The 18,370-nt window shown below is 70.2% G+C and carries 20 protein-coding genes; 12 read left to right on the top strand and 8 right to left on the bottom strand.

Features of this window, described 5'->3' with window-relative positions; translation table 11 throughout:
- Positions 1–73: 73 nt before the first annotated feature.
- Together IG04_RS0131190 and IG04_RS0131195 are read right to left on the bottom strand one after the other, a co-directional pair.
- Entirely contained in the window at positions 74–772 is a 699-nt protein-coding gene (locus IG04_RS0131190; protein ID WP_084402051.1) for a CPBP family intramembrane glutamic endopeptidase, read from the bottom strand.
- A 90-nt stretch (positions 773–862) separates the two neighbouring features.
- A complete protein-coding gene (locus IG04_RS0131195) occupies positions 863–1,627 on the bottom strand; it encodes a DUF2470 domain-containing protein (RefSeq protein WP_030480322.1) in 765 nt (254 codons plus the stop codon).
- A 78-nt stretch (positions 1,628–1,705) separates the two neighbouring features.
- On the opposite strand from IG04_RS0131195, the gene IG04_RS0131200 reads away from it, so the two are divergent.
- Together IG04_RS0131200 and IG04_RS0131205 are read left to right on the top strand one after the other, a co-directional pair.
- Positions 1,706–2,170 (top strand): hypothetical protein, encoded by a 465-nt coding sequence (locus IG04_RS0131200; RefSeq protein ID WP_245816638.1) that lies wholly within the window; start codon positions 1,706–1,708, stop codon positions 2,168–2,170.
- The gene (locus tag IG04_RS0131205; RefSeq protein ID WP_030480324.1) at positions 2,167–2,619 is read left to right on the top strand and encodes a hypothetical protein; all 453 of its coding nucleotides are present in this window, start codon (positions 2,167–2,169) and stop codon (positions 2,617–2,619) included. The genes IG04_RS0131200 and IG04_RS0131205 overlap by 4 nt, the downstream gene beginning before the upstream one ends.
- Here the strand turns inward: IG04_RS0131205 and IG04_RS0131210 are convergent.
- From IG04_RS0131210 to IG04_RS0131225, 4 genes are read right to left on the bottom strand one after another with little or no spacing between them, the layout of a single operon-like run.
- Positions 2,606–3,748, bottom strand: coding sequence for a VWA domain-containing protein (locus tag IG04_RS0131210; RefSeq protein WP_036016296.1), 1,143 nt, complete (start codon positions 3,746–3,748; stop codon positions 2,606–2,608). The genes IG04_RS0131205 and IG04_RS0131210 overlap by 14 nt on opposite strands.
- Entirely contained in the window at positions 3,745–4,377 is a 633-nt protein-coding gene (locus IG04_RS0131215) for an IclR family transcriptional regulator (protein ID WP_030480326.1), read from the bottom strand. The genes IG04_RS0131210 and IG04_RS0131215 overlap by 4 nt, the downstream gene beginning before the upstream one ends.
- A complete protein-coding gene (locus IG04_RS0131220) occupies positions 4,377–5,540 on the bottom strand; it encodes a fumarylacetoacetate hydrolase family protein (RefSeq protein ID WP_030480327.1) in 1,164 nt (387 codons plus the stop codon). Before IG04_RS0131220 ends, IG04_RS0131215 begins: the two co-directional genes overlap by 1 nt.
- Positions 5,537–6,400, bottom strand: coding sequence for a hypothetical protein (locus IG04_RS0131225; RefSeq protein WP_051771048.1), 864 nt, complete (start codon positions 6,398–6,400; stop codon positions 5,537–5,539). The genes IG04_RS0131220 and IG04_RS0131225 overlap by 4 nt, the downstream gene beginning before the upstream one ends.
- An 81-nt stretch (positions 6,401–6,481) precedes the next feature.
- On the opposite strand from IG04_RS0131225, the gene IG04_RS0131230 reads away from it, so the two are divergent.
- From IG04_RS0131230 to IG04_RS46760, 7 genes are read left to right on the top strand one after another with little or no spacing between them, the layout of a single operon-like run.
- The gene (locus tag IG04_RS0131230) at positions 6,482–7,654 is read left to right on the top strand and encodes a homogentisate 1,2-dioxygenase (protein WP_030480329.1); all 1,173 of its coding nucleotides are present in this window, start codon (positions 6,482–6,484) and stop codon (positions 7,652–7,654) included.
- Between the two features lie 33 nt (positions 7,655–7,687).
- Entirely contained in the window at positions 7,688–8,851 is a 1,164-nt protein-coding gene (locus tag IG04_RS0131235; protein ID WP_144065620.1) for an SWIM zinc finger family protein, read from the top strand.
- Positions 8,848–9,300, top strand: a complete 453-nt coding sequence (locus IG04_RS46755) for a hypothetical protein (RefSeq protein ID WP_144065619.1) — start codon at positions 8,848–8,850, stop codon at positions 9,298–9,300. The genes IG04_RS0131235 and IG04_RS46755 overlap by 4 nt, the downstream gene beginning before the upstream one ends.
- On the top strand, positions 9,297–10,724 hold the full coding sequence (locus IG04_RS0131240; protein WP_030480331.1) for a DUF5691 domain-containing protein: 1,428 nt from the start codon (positions 9,297–9,299) through the stop codon (positions 10,722–10,724). Before IG04_RS46755 ends, IG04_RS0131240 begins: the two co-directional genes overlap by 4 nt.
- A complete protein-coding gene (locus tag IG04_RS0131245) occupies positions 10,721–11,806 on the top strand; it encodes an ATP-binding protein (RefSeq protein WP_036016298.1) in 1,086 nt (361 codons plus the stop codon). Before IG04_RS0131240 ends, IG04_RS0131245 begins: the two co-directional genes overlap by 4 nt.
- The gene (locus tag IG04_RS0131250; RefSeq protein WP_036016300.1) at positions 11,799–13,964 is read left to right on the top strand and encodes a DUF5682 family protein; all 2,166 of its coding nucleotides are present in this window, start codon (positions 11,799–11,801) and stop codon (positions 13,962–13,964) included. Before IG04_RS0131245 ends, IG04_RS0131250 begins: the two co-directional genes overlap by 8 nt.
- The gene (locus IG04_RS46760) at positions 13,961–14,125 is read left to right on the top strand and encodes a hypothetical protein (protein ID WP_157513024.1); all 165 of its coding nucleotides are present in this window, start codon (positions 13,961–13,963) and stop codon (positions 14,123–14,125) included. Before IG04_RS0131250 ends, IG04_RS46760 begins: the two co-directional genes overlap by 4 nt.
- Here IG04_RS46760 and IG04_RS0131260 read toward each other — a convergent pair.
- A complete protein-coding gene (locus tag IG04_RS0131260; protein ID WP_245816637.1) occupies positions 14,122–14,466 on the bottom strand; it encodes a cupin domain-containing protein in 345 nt (114 codons plus the stop codon). The two genes, IG04_RS46760 and IG04_RS0131260, sit on opposite strands and share 4 nt — an antisense overlap.
- An 83-nt stretch (positions 14,467–14,549) precedes the next feature.
- Between IG04_RS0131260 and IG04_RS0131265 the strand changes: the two genes are divergently transcribed.
- Positions 14,550–14,999 carry a MarR family winged helix-turn-helix transcriptional regulator gene (locus tag IG04_RS0131265; protein WP_030480335.1) on the top strand — a complete coding sequence of 150 codons (450 nt, stop codon included), beginning with the start codon at positions 14,550–14,552 and terminating at the stop codon, positions 14,997–14,999.
- A 21-nt stretch (positions 15,000–15,020) separates the two neighbouring features.
- On the opposite strand, the gene IG04_RS0131270 is transcribed toward IG04_RS0131265, so the two are convergent.
- Positions 15,021–15,599 carry a TMEM165/GDT1 family protein gene (locus tag IG04_RS0131270; protein WP_030480336.1) on the bottom strand — a complete coding sequence of 193 codons (579 nt, stop codon included), beginning with the start codon at positions 15,597–15,599 and terminating at the stop codon, positions 15,021–15,023.
- A 331-nt stretch (positions 15,600–15,930) separates the two neighbouring features.
- Here IG04_RS0131270 and IG04_RS0131275 point away from each other — a divergent pair, with 331 nt between their 5' ends.
- A complete protein-coding gene (locus IG04_RS0131275; RefSeq protein WP_030480337.1) occupies positions 15,931–17,385 on the top strand; it encodes a cytochrome ubiquinol oxidase subunit I in 1,455 nt (484 codons plus the stop codon).
- Between the two features lie 12 nt (positions 17,386–17,397).
- Complete coding sequence (gene cydB / locus IG04_RS0131280; protein ID WP_030480338.1) at positions 17,398–18,369, top strand: cytochrome d ubiquinol oxidase subunit II; 972 nt, start codon at positions 17,398–17,400, stop codon at positions 18,367–18,369.
- Position 18,370 lies beyond the last annotated feature (1 nt).

The following is an 18,370-nucleotide window of genomic DNA, read 5'->3' on the forward strand; positions in this document are numbered from 1 at the left end:
CAGCACAAATCGCCGCTTGTGAGCTCGAAAACGCAACGGATGGGGTGTGAACTCAGGTTCAACCATCGAATCATTAGGGCAACCAGCTCACTTTGCCGCGCAACATTGTGTAGCCCACGAACGCGACCACGTCGAGGATCGTGTGGGCGATCACCAACGGCCACAGCCGCTTGGTCCGCTGCCAGTAGAGACCGAAGACCAGACCCATGACCAGGTTGCCGACGAACCCGCCGAAGCCCTGGTAGAGGTGGTACGAGCCGCGCAGCACCGCCGCCGCGAACAACGCCGTGTACTGCCGCCACCCCAGCTGCTGCAGCCGCGTGATCAGGTACCCGACGACGAGCACCTCCTCCGCCCACGCGTTGCCGGCGGCGGCGAGGATCAACGCCAGGCTCATCCACCACTGGTTGTCCAGAGTGGACGGCTGCACGGCGAGGTTCAGCCCGAGCGCCCAGGCGGCGAAGTAGAACGCCAGCCCGGGGATGCCGATGATCGCGGCCAGTCCCAGCGCGCCCAGCGAGTCCGCGCGCTTGCGGGTGCCGTCGAGCCCGATGACGCGCAGCTTGATCCCCGTGCGCCACAACAGGTACAGCCCGATGCCACCCCACGCGGCGAGCTGCAGCACGCCCAGCAGCTGTGCCACGAGGTCCAGCAGGTCGGCGCGAGCCTGCGGGACGTTGATCGCGACGGACTGCTGGTTGAGCGGCGTCGGCTGCAGCAGGCTGTCGATCAGCCGCACGAGGCTGCGCAGGCCGGACAGTCCGAGCGTCATGCTGAAGACGATCAGCAGTTCGAGCTGGTAACCGCGCTTCTCGCCGGCCGGGATCAAGGTCACCAGCCAGACGCTACCGGCAGTTTTGGATCACCTCTGGGACAGGAAGGGGCAGCCCATCAACCGGCGAAGCTCCGCGGCGAGTTCCTGGGCCGTGCTGACCGGCCTGGAGAACGCGATCCGCACGTCGTGGTCCTCGCACTCCGCCTCGACCCGCAGCCGCAGCCCGAACCGGTCCAGCCCGAGCGGCCGCACGTTGCCGCTCCGCAGTTCCTCCGGCAGGTGGCGGGCGAGCTGGCCGACGACGTCGCGGTGCGCGGCCTCCAGGTGTCGCAGCCAGTTGTCCTCGTTGCGGCAGAACGGGTCCGGCCTCGCGCTCGCGAACTGCTCCGGCCTGATCGAAGAGGTGCCCTCGGCGTCCGCGATCACCATCGACGCGGGTGTGAGTCTGAGCACCGAAGCGCCGTGGCCCGCGTCGAGCAGCCTGTGGTCGGGGCGCACGTCGGCGACGGCGAGGATCTCCTCGCGCGCCTCCTCGCCGTCGAGCGCGGCGACCCAGCCGGTCAGCCACAGCAGGCCACGCACGGGTTCGCGCAGCTGCACGGGAGCCTGGTCGGCGATCTCCAGCATCGCCGTCACCTCGGCACGCGGGGTCTGCCACAGCTGCCCGACCAGCGGGTGTTCGTCGGCGAGCAGCAGGATCGTGGTTCCGCACGGGTGCACGTGGTGGAACAACGGGCTGGTGCGGGATCCGGACTGAGGAAGCAGTACGGCAGAACCGTGGCGAGCCGCGATCGTGCGAGCGCGCTCTGCGGCGTGCGGCGCCGGCGGGCGCTTGAGCTGGGTGTCGGTCACCGCTGCACCTCCTCGAAGGTAAGGCAAGCCTAACTTAGTGCCAGTCATCAAGGGAAGGATCACCTGTACCTTGGACGGGTGGTCGTGCCCAACAAGCCGTCCACCGAGGTGACGGCGCTCGACGATCGGTGGACCCGGCACTGCGTGGACCGGGCGAGCCGCCGTGCCCTTGTGTGGACGGTGCTCGCGGGCGCGGCCTTCGCGCTCCAGTTCGTGCTGGTACTGGTGTGGTCGTGGTCCTCGCCGGTGGCGCTGGTGCTGCTCTTCTTCGCCGCGGCCGTGCTCTGGTGGGTGACGCGTAAGCGTCCGGTGCGTTTACCGGAAGGCGAACCGTGGCATTTCGCCCATGTGCAGTGGGAAGGAGGGCGTCTGGTCGTGTTGTCGTCACCGCCTCTGTTGCTGACCTTGAGCGTCGGTCCTCTCCTGCGCGGACGGATCGCGCGTCACCGGCGTGTGTGGTTCGTGCCACCGGACCCGGCCGGAAACACCTTCGTCACGTTCCGAGGAGTACCGCGGTTGATCCCGGCGCGTGTGCAGAGATGATCATCGAGAACTGGAGCGACACCTGCCTCGCGCGGGCGGACCGGCGGGCGGTCGGGCACATCTTCTTCGCGCTCGCGGTGCTCGGCGTCGTGCTCGTCATCGGCTGGCTCTGGCTCATCGTGCTGTCCGTCCCCGTGGTGCTGGAACTGGCCGCGCCGGGGTTGCGGCACTTCCTGACCCGACGCGGCACCCTTGAGCTGATCGAGCGGTTCCCGTGGCGTCCGGTGTCGGTGGGTTTCGTGGCGGGCCGGCGCATCGGGCGGCAGGCGTACCTGCGGGTCGAGGACTCGGAGAAGCACCTGCGGCTGCCCGAACTCCCCGAACGGGCCCGGGTTCTCGTGCGGCACACCAGGCGGATGTGGATCGCCGGCCCGGACGAGCGCGGGCGCGTCGTCGCGATGACGCGCGGACTCGCGTTCCTCACCCGCGGCAGGGTCATCGACCGGTAGCGATGCCTTCGGCCTCGGCCCACTGCGTGAGGTCGTCCTTGCGCAGCGCGGCCGCCAGCAGTTCGGGGAACTTGTCCGGCGTGCAGGCGAACGCGGGCGCGCCCAGCGCGTGCAGCTTCGCGGCCAGTTCGTGGTCGTAGGCGGGTGTGCCGGAGTCGCTGAGCGCCAACAGGTTCACGACCGTGACGCCGCTCGCGACCAGTTCGCGGACGCGGCGTTGCAGCTCGGTCTCCGAACCGCCCTCGTAGAGGTCGCTGATGATCACGACGACCGTGTCGACGGGCCTGCGGACCTGCGTCTGCGCGTAGGCGACCGCGCGGTTGATGTCCGTGCCGCCGCCGAGCTGTGCGCTGAACAGCAGGTCCACCGGGTCGCTGAGCTGGTCGGTCAGGTCCGCGACCTCGGTGTCGAACACCACGAGCTTCGTCGAGATCGACCGGATGCTCGCGAGCGCCGAACCCAGCACCGCCGCGTGCACCAGGGACTCCGCCATCGAGCCCGACTGGTCGACCAGCAGGATCACGTCCCGCATCGCCGCCGTCCGGCTGCGCCTGCGGTGCCCGATCAGGTCCTCGACGATGACGGTCTTGTGCTGTGGCTGGTAGTTCTTGAGGTTCGCCTTGATCGTGGTCGCCCAGTCGACGTCCTGCAGCTGGGGGCGGCGAGTGCGCCTCGACCTGTCGACCGCGCCCCGGACGGCCTCCACGAGCCGGTCCGTCAGGCGCTTCTCGATGTCCTCGACCACCTTCCGCACCACGGCTTTCGCGGTGTCGCGGGTGCGGGCGGGGATGGCGCGTGAGAGCTGCAGCAGGGTGCTGACGAGGTTCACGTCCGGCTCGACCGACTGCAGCAGTTCGGGTTCGAGCAGCAGTTGCTTGAGGCCCAGCTTCTCGACCGCGTCCCGTTGCATCACCTGCACGACGGAGGTCGGGAAGTACTTGCGGACGTCGCCGAGCCAGCGGTGCAGCTGCGGAGAACTGGCGCCGAGGCCGGCACCGCGATCACCGCCACCGCCGTACAGACCCGTGAGCGCACCATCACGCCGTTGGTCGTCCTCGCCGAGCTCGGACACGTCTTCCGCGCTCGGACCCAGGAGCAACCGCCAGCGCCGTAGCCGCTCTTCGGTCATTTGAGCGCGGCCGCCACTTCTTCGGCCGCACGCACGACGTGAGGGCCGATGACGTCCGCGTCGAGCTTCTCCAGCGCCACGACACCGACGGACGCCCTGAGGCCGGGCACACCGCGCACAGGCGCCGCGACGCCGTACGCGTTCGGCTGCAGCTCACCGGCCGAGACGACCCAAGGCTCGCCCGGATGGGATATCGCCTTGCCGGCCGCCCCGCGGTGCACCGGGTGGCGGGAACCCACCCGGTACGCCACGTGGAAAGCGGTCCACGACGGTTCGACGACGGCGACGGCCTGGGCCTCGGTGCCGTCCGCGACCGTGAGGTGTGCGGTGGCGCCGACCTTCTCGGCGAGCTCTCGCAGTGCCGGGTTGGCCGCCATGCGCAGCTGGGGGAGGACGTTGGAGGCGAGGCGCAGCACGCCCAGGCCGAGCCTGACCTTCGAGCCCTCCCGGCGCACGAGACCGCGCGCCTGCAGGGGCACGAGAAGCCGGTACACGGCCGCTCTGGACGCGCCGATGGCCACGGCGAGCTCCGAGATCGACGGTGCCTCGGACTCCGCCTCAGCGACCGCCTGGAGCAGCGCCAGACCCCGTTCCAGGGTCAGCGAGCTCTCCTTCGTCGCTCCGACCATCACGCACTCCGAACTGTTCCCACCACCTCGGCGAGACCGACCACGGAGCCGCCCTCACCGGGAGCGGTGGCGGTCAGCTTGACCGTGTCGCCGTCCTCCAGGAAGGACCTCGTGGAGCCGTCGTCGAGCTTGAACGGTTCCTTGCCACCCCAGCTGAGTTCGAGGAACGAGCCGCGCTCGTTCTTCTCCGGTCCTGAGACCGTGCCGGAGGCGAACAGATCACCTGGGCGCACCGTAGCCCCGTTCACCGTCATGTGTGCCAGCTGTTGCACAAATGACCACGACATCTCGCGGAACGGAGGCCGCGCGACGATCGTGTCGTTCAGCTCCACGGTGATCGTGATGTCCAGGCCCCAGGGCTGGTCGCACGTCAGGTAGTCGTGCAGCTTGTTCGGCAGCGGCGGCGTCGGGACGCGTGCAACCGAGAACGCCTCCAGCGGCGTGATCCACGCGCCGATCGACGTGGCGAACGACTTGGCCAGGAACGGGCCGAGTGGCTGGTACTCCCAGGCCTGGATGTCGCGCGCCGACCAGTCGTTGACCAGCGCGACGCCGAAGACGTGCTCGGCGGCCCTGCTGGTGGACACGTTGGCCGCCTTCGGGCCGCCGCAGACGAAGCCGACCTCGGCCTCGATGTCGAGGCGTTCCGACGGCCCGAACTTCGGGCCCTCGCTGCCGCGCTTCTGGCCGTTCGGGCGGACGATCTCCGTGCCGGAGACGTACACCGTGCCCGCGCGGCCGTGGTAGCCGATCGGGAGGTGCGTCCAGTTCGGCGTGAGCGCGTCGCCGTCGGGGCGGAACATCTTCCCGACGTTCTCGGCGTGGTGCCTGCTCGAGTAGAAGTCCACGTAGTCGCCGACCGTGAACGGCAGCTTCGCGGTCTCGATCCCGACGAGCTCCGCGCCCTTGGGGGCGGAACTCGACTGGACGATCTCCTTGAGCTTGGCGCGCAGCACGCTCCAGATCGGGCGCCCGGCCTTCAGCAGCGGGTCCAGCGAGTCCTCCTGGACGTACTCGCTGCACTTGCCCAGCGCGAGGCTCTTGAGGAGCAACGCGCGGTCGCCGACGCGGACGGCCACGCCCCCGTCGACGACGCCGTAGGGGAGGGTCTGCGGTCCGAACGGCTGGTCCTGGGTGAATTTCGGGTCGCTGATCCAGCTCACAGCAGGCCCAGCCCCTCGAGGTCGGTGACGGGTTCGGAGAGCGAGCACGAGCCGTAGCTCGCGAACACGCCTCGCACGGCGTGCGCGGCCTGGTCGCTGAGCGCCTTGGCCTCGGCGGTGAGAGCCTCGGCGTCGGTGCTCGCGAGCGCCTCGCGGACGTCACGGCCACTGAGGGACCGCGCGGTGGCCACGAGGAGGTTCAGGAAGCCGTGGTGGGTGAAGCCCTGCTCGTCGGTGTGGCGGACGGCCCTGTGCAGGCCCGCCGTCGCCTTGAACGCGACGCCGCCGCCGCTGACGACGGTGAGGAAGTCACCGACCTCCTCGACGCTCGGGAAGTTCTCCTGGGAGAGCCCTCCGCAGCGCAGCTTGGGCCAACTGCCGTGCTCGATGACCCGGCGGACGCCGTCGAGCCACTCGGCACCGCCGCGGCGGGGTTCGACGACGCGGATGACGTCCTCGGGGACGAACTCCGACACGCGCTCGAGCCACACCTCGTCCACATCGGACGGTGCGGGCATCTCGACCATGCGCAGAGCCAGGAGTTCGCTTCTGCTCTCGACGATCGACACGGCTTTCGGCACGCCGCCGAGGCCGGTGTCGATCACGAGGCTCAGTGCTATCGGTTTGGCCGGCTTGACCTTGATCAGTTCGGTGATCAGCTCGGCGAGGCGGGAGGCAGGACAGAGGAAGAGGCCCATGACGCCGGAGAAGTCGCCGACTCGTCCGTCGAGGTGACCGCGCACCGCGTCGGGCATCGACGCGTTCCCCGGAGGGAACAGCGCGGCATCATCCACAAGCCTCGCGAGCAGGGGCGGAGTACCGCGCGGACCGGGCGCACGGAGTTCGACAGCGCTTGACACGGCTGACACGCTAGCCGTGTACCGCCAACTGAACAAAGATGTCCGATAGTCGAACGTCTTGGAAGGACCCGGAGAGCACTCATGGCTTACTACCGCCAGGTGGGAGAGATCCCCCGAAAGCGCCACACCCAGTTCCGCAAACCGGACGGTGGCCTCTACGCGGAAGAGCTCATGGGAGTCGAGGGGTTCTCGGCGGATTCGGCACTGCTCTACCACCGGTACCTGCCTACCGCGATCGTCAACGCGGAGACGGTGAAGGACGAGCGCGGGACCGCTTCCCCGAACCTGCCGCTGAAGCCCCGTCACTTCAAGACGACCGATCTGACCTGGGCTTCTGACGAGGTCGACGCGGTGACCGGGCGGCGCAAGCTGTTCTCGAACCCGGACGTGACCATCGGTTTCGTGGTGGCCAACGCGCCGTCTCCGCTGTACCGCAACGCCTTCGGGGACGAGCTGCTGTACGTGCAGGCCGGTTCGGGCGTCATCGAGACGATCTACGGGGCGTTGACGGTCGGCGACGGCGACTACGTCGTGATCCCGACCTCGTGCACCTACCGGGTCGTGCCGTCCTCGCCGATGTCGTTGCTCGTGCTGGAGGCGACCGGGCACGTCGGGCCGCCCAAGCGCTACCTGTCCAAGGCCGGCCAGTTCCTGGAGCACTCGCCGTACTGCGAGCGGGACATCCGGGGGCCGGAGGAGCCGTTGCTCGTCGAGGGCACCGATGTCGACGTGCTCGTGCGGCACCGTGCGGGACTCACGCGTTTCACCTACGCGAACCACCCGTTCGACGTCGTCGGCTGGGACGGGCACCTGTACCCGTGGGCGTTCAACATCCGCGACTTCGAGCCGATCACCGGCCGCGTGCACCAGCCACCGCCCGTGCACCAGACGTTCGAGGGCCCGAACTTCGTCGTGTGCTCGTTCGTGCCGCGCAAGGTCGACTACCACCCGCTGTCCGTGCCGGTGCCGTACAACCACGCGAACGTCGACTCGGACGAGCTGATGTTCTACGTCGGCGGCAACTACGAGGCGCGCAAGGGGTCGGGCATCGGCATCGGCTCGCTGTCGCTGCACCCCTCGGGCTGCACGCACGGCCCGCAGCCCGGTGCGGTGGAGGCGTCCCTGGGCGTCGACTACTTCGACGAGACCGCGGTCATGGTGGACACCTTCCGCCCGTTGGAGTTGGGTGAGGCGGCGGAGGCCTCCGAGGACCCGGCATACGCGTGGACGTGGGCCCGTCGCGGTCCGGCCTGATTTTCTGTCGGGGGTCCTCGCTAGTTTGGTCTCGTGAGGACAAGAGCCGTTCCGATGCGCTGGCAGGGCCTGGGCAAGGCCCTGCCGGTGCTGTGGGGCCTCTACAAGGGCTCCGGCTCGATGCCGTACCGCGTGTGCGTCGACCTGGCCGCGGGCTCGGCCAAGTGCACGTGCCCGTCCCGCAAGTTCCCCTGCAAGCACGCCGTGAGCCTGCAGGAACTCGACATCCCGGACGCCCTCCCGCCCGACTGGGTGGAGGAGTGGACCACCCGCCGTGCCGCCCGCGAACTCGACTCCTCACCCGAGGCCGCCGCCCGCCGGGTGCGTGCCCGCGAGAAGACGGCGGCGAACCGAGCCGCCGCCATGTCCGCGGGCATCGACGGCCTGCGCGACTGGCTCCTGGACGTCGCCTCCGCCGGCATCGCCTCCCTGCCGGGCCGCCCCGCCTCGTGGTGGCAGGCGTTCACCGCCCGCATGATCGACGCCCAGGTCCCCGGCGTGGCCGGCGCGGTGGCCGAGATCCAGGAGATCGTGGCGCGCTCGGGCCCCCGCTGGACCGCCGACGTGGCCGACCGCCTCGGCGGCCTGCACCTGCTGTGCTTCGTGCAGCCGCGCACCCGCCTGGGCGTCACGGTCCCCGAGGAGACGGTGAAGGCCACGCCGGGCATCTCCGACCGCTGGGTGGCCCTGCTGCGCCTGGAGACCGACGACGGCCGAGTCCGCACCGTCCGCCAGTGGTGCTGGGGCCGCCAGACGTCCCGCTGGGTGGTGGCGATCCGCCACTCCGCCGTGGGAGCCCCCGTTCCGCTGCTCCCACACGGCCTGGAGTCCTCGGCCCTGGTCCACCCCTACCCGGCCTCGGACCGGGTGGCCCTGGGCGAACTGGAAGGCTCCCGCACCCCGGACCCGGTCCCCGCCCCGCAGTCGTGGCGAGCGTCCCTGGCCTCCCTCGAACCGATGCTGACCGCAGACCCGTGGCAACGCCTCTTCCCACTCGGCTGTGCTTCGGTCCGGCTGCACGGTTCCGCCCTGGTCGACCCCTCCGGCCACGGCCTGCCCGTCCGCGACGACACGGGCCTCGACATGGCTCTGGCGCTGACCGGCGGCCTCCCGTTCGACGCCTGGGGCCTGTGGGACGGCCACGCCCTCCGGCTGGGAGCGGTGTCGCTGAACGGCACCCTGGAGGTGGTCGCGTGACCACCCCCGACACCCCGCGCCGCCGCACCGCACCCAGCTGCTCCGAGGGCGTGCGGCCGCATCCACTCGCCCGTCAGGCCGTCCGCCCACCTGCCGACGCCGTACCACCGCACTCCGCTCACCGCCGGGCTTCCCGCCCACCGGCCGAGGCCGCGGCCTTCCACACCATGGTCGTGCCCGCTCACTCTCACCACACCCCGGCCGCCCACACGCAGCACATCCCGGCTGCGCCACCGGCCCTCTCCCAGCGCACTCCAGGCGGGTCGGCTCGCCCCCGCTCCGTCTCGCCCGCCGAGCGCACTCCGGCCGCGCTACCCGCCCAGTCCCACCGCACCCCGGCCGCGCCACCGGCCCGCTTCCTCCTCGCCCGCTCCCGCCTCACTGGTGCCACGCGCCTCGCCTCCGCCACGCCACCCGCCCACCCCCGCGACACCAGGGAGGCGGCGTGAAGGCCGAGTGGTCCAAGACCGTCCAGGACCTCCTCATCGGCACCACGAGGGGCGGAGGCGACCCGACGGCCCTTCTGTCCGACTGCGCCGCCCTCGGCGTGGCGGCGTTCGGCGCCACCCTCCCGCAGGAGGCCACCGCCGAGCCGCTGCTGCTCGCCCCACCCGAGTCCGCCGCCCTCCCCAGACCGGCCGCCAGAGCGGTCCTGGAAGCGATCATGAGCCTCGACGACGAGGTCCTGCTCACGGAGTGGTGTGCCCTCGCCAAGGCCAACGGCGTCGTGGCCGAGCACCGCATGCTTCCGGCCCTGCTCGCCCTCGGCACGGCCCGCCCGGGCCTGCGGGCCGCGGTGGTCGAGGTCCTCGGCACGAGGGGCCGCTGGCTCGCGAACACCCGGCCCGGCTGGTCCTGGGCGAGCGGTGCCGCACCGCTGGTGGACGAGGTCCCGCTCGAAGAGATCCTCGACCTGCCCAGCGCCCAGCGGGTCCGCGCCCTGCGCCGCAAGCGCAAGGCGGACCCGGCTCAGGTCGGCGCGTTCATCGCGCGGGAGTTCGTGGAGTCCCGCCGCTCGGCCGACCGCCAGGTGCTGATCAGCGCCCTCGAGACCGGCCTGGGCCCGCAGGACGAGCGGCTCCTGGAAGCCGCGCTCGATGACAAGGCGGCGGCCGTCCACGACGAGGCGCTGCGCCTCCTGCGCAACCTGGGCCGCACGCGCCTCGCCGCCCGCGCGGCACACCGCCTGCGCCACGGCCTCCGCCTGACCGCGGACGGGCTCGACGTCCGGCCCGACGAGCTCTGGACCGGACAGGCCGACGCGGCCGAGCTGCGCGACCTGATGCGTGACGGTTCCGAGAAGGGTGTGGCCGGTCGCATCCGGGCCGCCGCCGCGAGTGTTCCGCCGTCGTACTGGACCGCGACGCTCAAGGCCGACGACGCCAAGGCCGCCGGCATCCTCCGGCGGGGGCCGTGGGCCGGCGCGCTGCTCAGGGGTGTCGCCGACCAGCTCGCCGCCGCGAAGGACCCGCGTCCGTGGGCTGTTGCGGCCGCGGAGACGCTGACCGGTATGGAGCAGCTGGAGATGCTGGCCGCGTTGCCCGCCGAGGTCGCCGAGCAGGCGGTCGTGGCGGTGTCGAAGGGCTGGCACTACGACCTGCTCGACCACGCCTGCGCCCAGCTGCCGGCACCGTGGTCGGCGGAGACGACCCGAGCGCTCCTGCACCGGTATGCCGCCCTGCCCGATCCGCGCTGGCGGTCGGGGCGTCCGCCGGCCGTGTTGCTCGCGCGGGGTGACGCGGACCTGCTCGGCGCGAGCTGGGAGGCTCTGACCCGTCGCTGGCCGGAGAACTCCCTGGAACTGGAGATCCTCCGGCTCCGCATCCGCCTGCGCGAATCGTTCGCTCCAGCACCGCCCCAGGAGGCCCAGTGACCGCCGTGCTCAGGCCGACGGCCGAACAGCAGTACGCCGCCGAGCTCGAGGCCGTCGCGGCCCAGGACGACCGGCTGCGGCCGCCCAACTGGCGTCTGTCCCCGCGGGCCGTGGTCACCTACGTCCTGGGCGGCACGCTCGGCGACGGCACCGTGATCTCGCCGAAGTACGTGGGCTCGCGCAGGCTCGTCGAGGTCGCGGTGGGCACGCTCGTCACGGACCGGGCGTTGCTGCTCGTCGGCGTGCCGGGCACGGCCAAGTCGTGGCTGTCCGAGCACCTCGCGGCGGCGATCAGCGGCAACTCGACGCTGGTGGTCCAGGGAACGGCGGGCACGAGCGAGGACCAGGTCCGCTACGGCTGGAACTACGCCCGCCTCATCGCCGAAGGTCCCAGCGAGAACGCCATCGTGCCGAGCCCGGTCATGAAGGGCATGCAGCAGGGATCGGTCGTGCGGATCGAAGAGCTCACCCGCATGCCGTCCGAGGTGCAGGACTCGTTCATCACCGTCCTCAGCGAGAAGTCGCTGCCGGTGCCGGAGCTGAACTCGCAGGTCCAGGCCGTCCCCGGCTTCACGGTCATCGCGACGGCCAACGACCGCGACCGCGGCGTCAACCAGATGTCGTCGGCGCTCGCCCGGCGCTTCAACACGGTCGTGCTGCCGCCGCCCGCGACCGAGGACGCCGAGGTCGAGATCGTCATCACCCGAGCCCAGCAGCTCGGCAAGGCGCTCCAACTGCCCGCCGAACCGCCCGCGCTCGACGAGGTGCGCCGTGTCGTGCGGATCTTCCGCGAGCTGCGCAACGGTTCCACTGTGGACGGTCGCACGCAGCTGAAGAAGCCGAGCGGCAGCCTGTCCACCGCCGAGGCGATCTCGGTCATCGCGAACGGCATGGCGCTCGCCGGCCACTTCGGCGACGGCACACTGGGCGCGGACGAGCTCGCGAGCGGCCTCATCGGGTCCGTGATCAAGGACCGGGTGTCGGACGCGACGGTCTGGCAGGAGTACCTGGAGACGGTGCTGAAGGAGCGTGCCGAGTGGCGTGACCTCTACCGGGCCTGCCTGGACGCCAGCGGTGACTGAGCCGGTCCTCCTCGGCATCCGGCACCACGGCCCCGGCTCGGCCCGGATGGTCAAACGAGCGCTGGAGCAGGCGAGCCCGGCGCTCATCCTGATCGAAGGGCCACCGGAGGCCGACGCGCTCCTCGAGCACGTCCACGCGCTCACGCCGCCGGTCGCGATCCTGCTGCACGACGAGACCGAACCCGAGAGCGCGGCGTTCTGGCCGTTCGCGGAGTTCTCGCCGGAGTGGCAGGCGCTCAAGTACGCAAGCGAAAACGGCGCCACAGCACGGTTCTTCGACCTGCCGGCCGCGGCGTCCATCGGCGACGACGGCCCGAGCGGCAACGTCGACCCCATCGGCCTGCTCGCCGAGGCCGCGGGCTTCGACGACCCGGAACGCTGGTGGGAGGACGTGGTCGAGCACAGCGCGTCGGACCCGCTCGACCTCGCGGGCGCCATCGCCGAGGCCATGGTCGCCGTGCGCGGGGAGTTCGAAGCCGAAGTAGGCGAACGCACGCTGCGCCGAGAAGCGTTCATGCGCCAGACGATCCGCAAGGCGCGCAAGGAGACCGACGGCCCGATAGTCGTGGTCTGCGGCGCCTGGCACATCCCCGCGCTGCTCGCCACACCGACCGTCGCCGCCGACACCGCGCTGCTCAAAGGCCTGCGCCGCCGCAAGATCTCCGGCACGTGGGTTCCGTGGAGCCACGGTCAACTGGCCGCCGAATCGGGTTACGGCGCCGGTATCGACTCCCCGGGCTGGTACGCGCACCTCTGGCAGCACCAGGCCGACGTGGTCCCGCGCTGGTTCGCCAAAGCCGCCGCCGTGCTCCGGGAAGAAGATCTACCGGCATCGACGGCGAGCGCGGTGGAAGCCGTCCGGCTCGCGGAAACCCTTGCCGCACTGAGGGAACGCCCGAGCGCGGGCCTGAGCGAGGTCAACGAGGCAGCGCTCGCCGTGCTCTGCGGCGGCGAGGAGATCCACCTCCGGCTGGTCCACCGCAAACTCGTCGTCGGCGAACGCCTGGGCGAGGTGGGCGACGCCGTCCCGCGCTCACCGCTGGCCGCGGATCTCCAACGCCTGCAACGCAAACTCCGCCTGCCCACGGACGTCCAGCCCAAGCAGCTCAAGCTGGACCTTCGTAAGGACACCGACCGCGAACGCTCGAAACTCCTGCAACGCCTGGAAGTTCTGGGCGTGCCGTGGGGCAAGCCGGACCGTTCCAACTCCCTCGGCACCTTCGCGGAGGTCTGGCAACTCCGCTGGGACCCGATCTTCGCGGTGTCCGTGGCCGTGGCCGCGCGCCACGGCACCACCGTCCACACGGCAGCCGAGACCGTCCTCGTCCAGGCCGCCAAGGACGCCACGCGAGTGGCCGACGCCGCCGCGGCCCTCACCAAGTCCGTGGGCTGCGAACTCCCTGCGGCCGTCACCGAGGCCCGCGACGCCCTGGACCGGTGCGCCGCGATGGCCACCGACGCCATCGAACTGCTGGCCGCCCTCCCTGACCTGGCCAGGACGGTCCGCTACGGCTCAGTCCGGGGCACCGACCCGGAACTCCTGCGCGTGGCCCTGCACGGCCTGCTCACCCGAGGAGCGGTGGGCCTCCCGATCGCCTGCCGCAACGTCGACGACGAAACGGCGGAACACGCCCTGCAGGTGGTGGACGGCGCCCACGAGGCCACCCGCCTGGCAGCCGACGACGACCACCAGAAGACGTGGTGGCGAGCCCTGCACGCCCTCGTCAAGGCTGAAGCCCACGGCCTCCCGACGGGCAGGGCCACCCGCCTGCTCTGGGAAGCCGGTGAACTGACCAGCGACGCCGTGGCCGCCCGCCTGCACCGCTCGGTCGCCACGGCGTTCGTGGCCGGCTTCCTGCGCGGCTCGGCCACCCTCCTGGCGGCGGACCCACGCCTCTTCGGCCTCATCGACGAATGGCTCAGCGGCCTGCGCGGCGAGTCGTTCGACGACGCCCTGCCCCTGCTCCGGCGAGCCATCACCGACTTCACGCCGGCCGAGCGCCGCCTGCTCGGCGAACGCGTCGTCGCGGGCGAGACCCCGCAACCGGCCGCCGACGACGAGTGGGACCTGGAGATCGCCGAACGCCTCGCGGCCCACGTCCGCGGCCTGATGGCCGGAGTTTCACGACCGCCGGATTCGCCGACCCCAGAGGCGTGACCGCACCGGAAGAGCACCGCCTCACCGTCCCGGACGAAGGCCGCCTCGACGAGACCCAGCACCTCATCGACGAGGCCAAGAAGATCGCCCACGACCTGCGCGAAGAGGTCCCGGACACCGGTTCCGAGCCTCCCCGCGACGAAGGCTCCCCGGCGAACTAGACCGACCAGCGCGGCGTGATCGTCCGCCCGTCCGCCAGCGTGCCCTGAATCCCCACCGAGGTGGCCACCAGCACCCGCGCCGGCCCGCCGGTCAGCGACAACTCGGTGTCCGGCGGCACCACGATCGCGTCACCGACTCCAGCGGTCTGCCCCTGGATCGTCACCGACCCGGACAGCACGTAGAACACCTCCTCCTTCGACGCGCGGTGCGGCGTCCCGTCGCCCCCTTCCGGCACGTCGACGGTCCACAGCGCGATCTCCGCACTGCCGCGCGACGGCACGGCCAGCGGTCTGAACTCGAAGCCGCCGAACTCGAACAGTTCCGCGGAATCCCCCGTCACCAGCAAGACAACCTCCGAAGTAGTCAACCAAGTTGTCTAACCTTAGAATAAGGTCAACCAAGTTGTCTACCTGAAGAGGAAAGATGGAACCGGTGCCGATGCTGCTGGCGATGACGTACCGCGCCATGGGCGACCAGTTCCACGACCGGCTCAGGCAGATCGGCCTCGAACCGCTCAGGCCCGCGCACGGCTACGTCTTCCGGTTCCTCAAGGAGAAACGCGCCACCACCGTCGACATCGGACAGCACCTCGGCGTCACGAAGCAGGCGGCCGCGAAGATCGTCAACGAGCTCGACGACTGGGGCTACGTCCTGCGGGAACCGCACCCGACGGACAAGCGCGCCCAGTACGTCACGCTGACCACGAAGGGCCGCGACTACCTGAAGTTGGCGGACAACCTGTGGTCGGACCTCGAGAACGAGATGGCCGAGGCGATCGGCGAGGACACGCTCGCCACCATCAGGCAGGGCCTCGCCGCGTACCTGCGGCACGTCCACGGCGAGGACCAGCCGGGCCTCCGACCAGTTTGGTAGCCCCTGGTGCCGCGACCGGCACTAGAACACCTGCGTCAAAGCGATCACGCCGAACACCGCGAAGACCACCCCGGCCACCCGCTGGATCCAGTGCGTCGGCAACCGCCCGGCGAGCTTGCGTCCCACCAGGACGGCCAGCCCTGCCACGGCGACCAGCGCGAGCCAGGCACCGAGGCCGACGGCCAGCGGTTCGCCGTACCTGGCGGTGATGCCGGCGGTCGCGAGCTGCGAGGCGTCACCCCACTCGGCCGCGAACAGCACGCCGAACGACGTCAGCGCCGCACGCCAGAACGGCACGGTGGCGCTTGTCCCCGCCTCGTCGGCGGAGTCCTCGTCACGCGAGAAGCCCTCCTTGAGCAGCATGAACGCACCCACGCCGAACAGCAGGGCGACCACTCCGGCGACCACGCGGTCGGGGAGCAGGGTGATGGCGGAGCCGAACGCGGCGGCCACCACGCTCTGCACGGCGAACGCGGCGACGACGCCGACGAACACCGGCCAGGCGCGGTAGCGCGTGGTCAGCACCAGGGTGGCGACCATGGTCTTGTCTGGGAGCTCGACGAGGAACACCACCGCGAAGGCGGTGATGAACGCGAGCAATGAAGTGGCCACGAGGTCCTCCACGTCCGAATACGAACCCGGACGGAGGCGCGACAGACCCCGACCAGGCATGCTGCAACCTGGCCGGAGGTCTCGTTCGCCCGATACGTGCATCGGGTGTGGGACCGGATCCACTCGAAGGCGGATCAGTATGTCGATCTCCACGCCACCGGCTGCGAACTCCGGTGGGAACTACTCCCCTCTGGCGGACACATCGTAACCGACGCATGTCACCCACAAGGCGTGACCTCGCGCACGGGACCTTGGTCCCGATCGTGGACGGGACCGTCGTACCTGATGGCGGCCATGATCCACACCTACGCTCGAAGACGTGGAAGTACTCGAACTCGCGCGGTGGCAGTTCGGCATCACCACCGTCTACCACTTTCTGATGGTGCCGCTGACGATCGGCCTTTCCCTGCTCGTCGCGGGGATGCAGACCGCGTGGGTGCGCACGGGCAACGAGCGCTACTACAAGATGACGAAGTTCTGGGGGAAGCTCCTCCTGATCAACTTCGCCATGGGCGTCGTGACGGGCATCGTGCAGGAGTTCCAGTTCGGCATGGCCTGGAGCGCCTACTCGCGGTTCGTCGGTGACGTGTTCGGCGCTCCGCTCGCGATGGAGGGGATCGTCGCCTTCTTCGTCGAGTCGACGTTCCTCGGCCTCTGGATCTTCGGCTGGGACAAGCTGCCGAAGAAGGTCCACCTCGCCTGCGCCTGGGCGTTCAGCCTCGCGACGGTGGCCAGCGCGTACTTCATCCTCGCCGCCAACTCGTGGATGCAGCACCCGGTCGGCATCGAGATGCACGAGGGACGTCCGCGCCTCACCTCGATCTGGGCCGTGCTGACCAACAACACGACGCTCGCGGCGTTCCCGCACACCATCGCGGGCGCGTTCGCGGTGTCCGCCGCGTTCCTCGTGGGCATCGCCGCCTGGCACCTGCACCGGAAGTCGGAGGAGGAACGCGTCTGGCGCAGCTCGCTCAAGCTCGGCACCTGGGTCGGCGTGGTGGCGTTCAGCGCACTCGCGATCAGCGGTGACCTGCAGGGCAAGCTGATGTTCGAGCAGCAGCCGATGAAGATGGCCGCCGCGGAGGCGTTGTGCCACACCGAACAGCCCGCCAGCTTCAGCATCTTCGCGATCGGCGACGTCACCAGGCCCGACTGCGAGAACGTCAAGAGCATCACGGTGCCCGCACTGCTGAGCTTCTTGGCGCACAACGACTTCACCAGCGAGGTCAAGGGCATCCAGGACCTTGTCCCGATGTACCAGGAGAAGTACGGCGAGTTCTACCCGGTCGACGAACGGCTGGGTGAGCTCAGCGGCCAGCCGATCGACTACGTGCCCGCGCTTCCCGTGACGTACTGGGGTTTCCGGTTGATGATCGGGTTCGGCGGCATCTCGGCCGGCCTCGGTGTCTTCATGCTCTGGTTGACCCGCAAGAACCGGACGCCCACCGGATGGTGGTTCCCGGCTCTCGGTCTCGCCGGCATCGCGACGCCCTTCCTGGCCAACAGCGCGGGCTGGATCTTCACGGAGATGGGGCGGCAGCCGTTCGTGGTCGTGCCGAACCCGACGGGGATCGACGGGGTCTGGATGTTCACCGCGCAGGCGGTCTCGAACAGCACGCCCGGCGAGATCCTGACCTCGCTCATCGCGCTCACCACGGTCTACAGCGTGCTGGCGGTCGTGGAGATCTACCTGATCCGCAAGTACGTCAGAGGCGGGATTCCGGGCGTACTGCCCCAGAAGACCGACGACGGCGCCCTGGCGTTCGCGTACTAGGGGAGAGGCGACGTGGAAACGCTCTGGTTCGTGCTGATCGCCGTGCTGTGGCTCGGCTATCTGTTCCTCGAAGGTTTCGACTTCGGTGTCGGCATGCTGCTGCCCGTCCTGGGCCGCGACAACGCCGAACGCCGGGTCATGATCAACACCATCGGGCCGGTCTGGGACGGCAACGAGGTGTGGCTCATCGTCGCGATCGGTGCCACGTTCGCGGCCTTCCCCGGCTGGTATGCGGCGCTGCTGAGCGCCGTGTACCTGCCGCTAACTTTGTTCCTGATCGCGCTGATCGGCCGTGGCGTGGCGTTCGACTACCGCGGCAAGGTCGACAACCCGCGCTGGCGAAAGGCTTGGGACTTCACGATCGTCGCGGGCTCGTGGATCGCCACGCTCTGCGTGGGCCTGCTGATCTCGACGACGGTCCTGGGCCTGCCGATCGACGCGAACGGTGATCGCGTGGGCTCGCCCTTCGCAGCCATCCGGCTCGACACGATCGTTGGCGCGCTTGCCTTCGCGGGGTACGCACTGGTGCACGGCGCGGTCTTCACGGCGTTGAAGACCGAGGGCGAGATCCGCGAACGCGCCCGTCGCGTCGCGATCACGCTGGCACCGGTGGCACTGCTGCCGCTCATCGCGCTGCTCGCGATCGTCGCCGGACTCTGGGCGGGCGTGGTCGCGCTGATCCTCGTCGCCGCGATGTGGCGGCTGCTCGCGAACCGCGACGGCCAGTCGTTCGCGTTGATGGGCCTCGCGATCGCGGCGAGCGTCGCGATCCTGTTCGGCTCGCTCTACCCGAACGTCCTGCCGTCGACGCTGAACGACGCGTGGACGCTCACGATCGCCAACACGGCGTCGAGCCCGTACACGCTGCAGGTGATCACGTGGGTCGCCGGCTTCGGCACGCCCGCCGTGCTCGTCTACCAGGGCTGGACCTACTGGGTGTTCCGCAAGCGCATCGGCGTCAAGCACATCCCGGCAGCGCACTGAG

This window comes from Lentzea albidocapillata, from assembly GCF_000719115.1.
GTDB lineage: Bacteria > Actinomycetota > Actinomycetes > Mycobacteriales > Pseudonocardiaceae > Lentzea > Lentzea albidocapillata.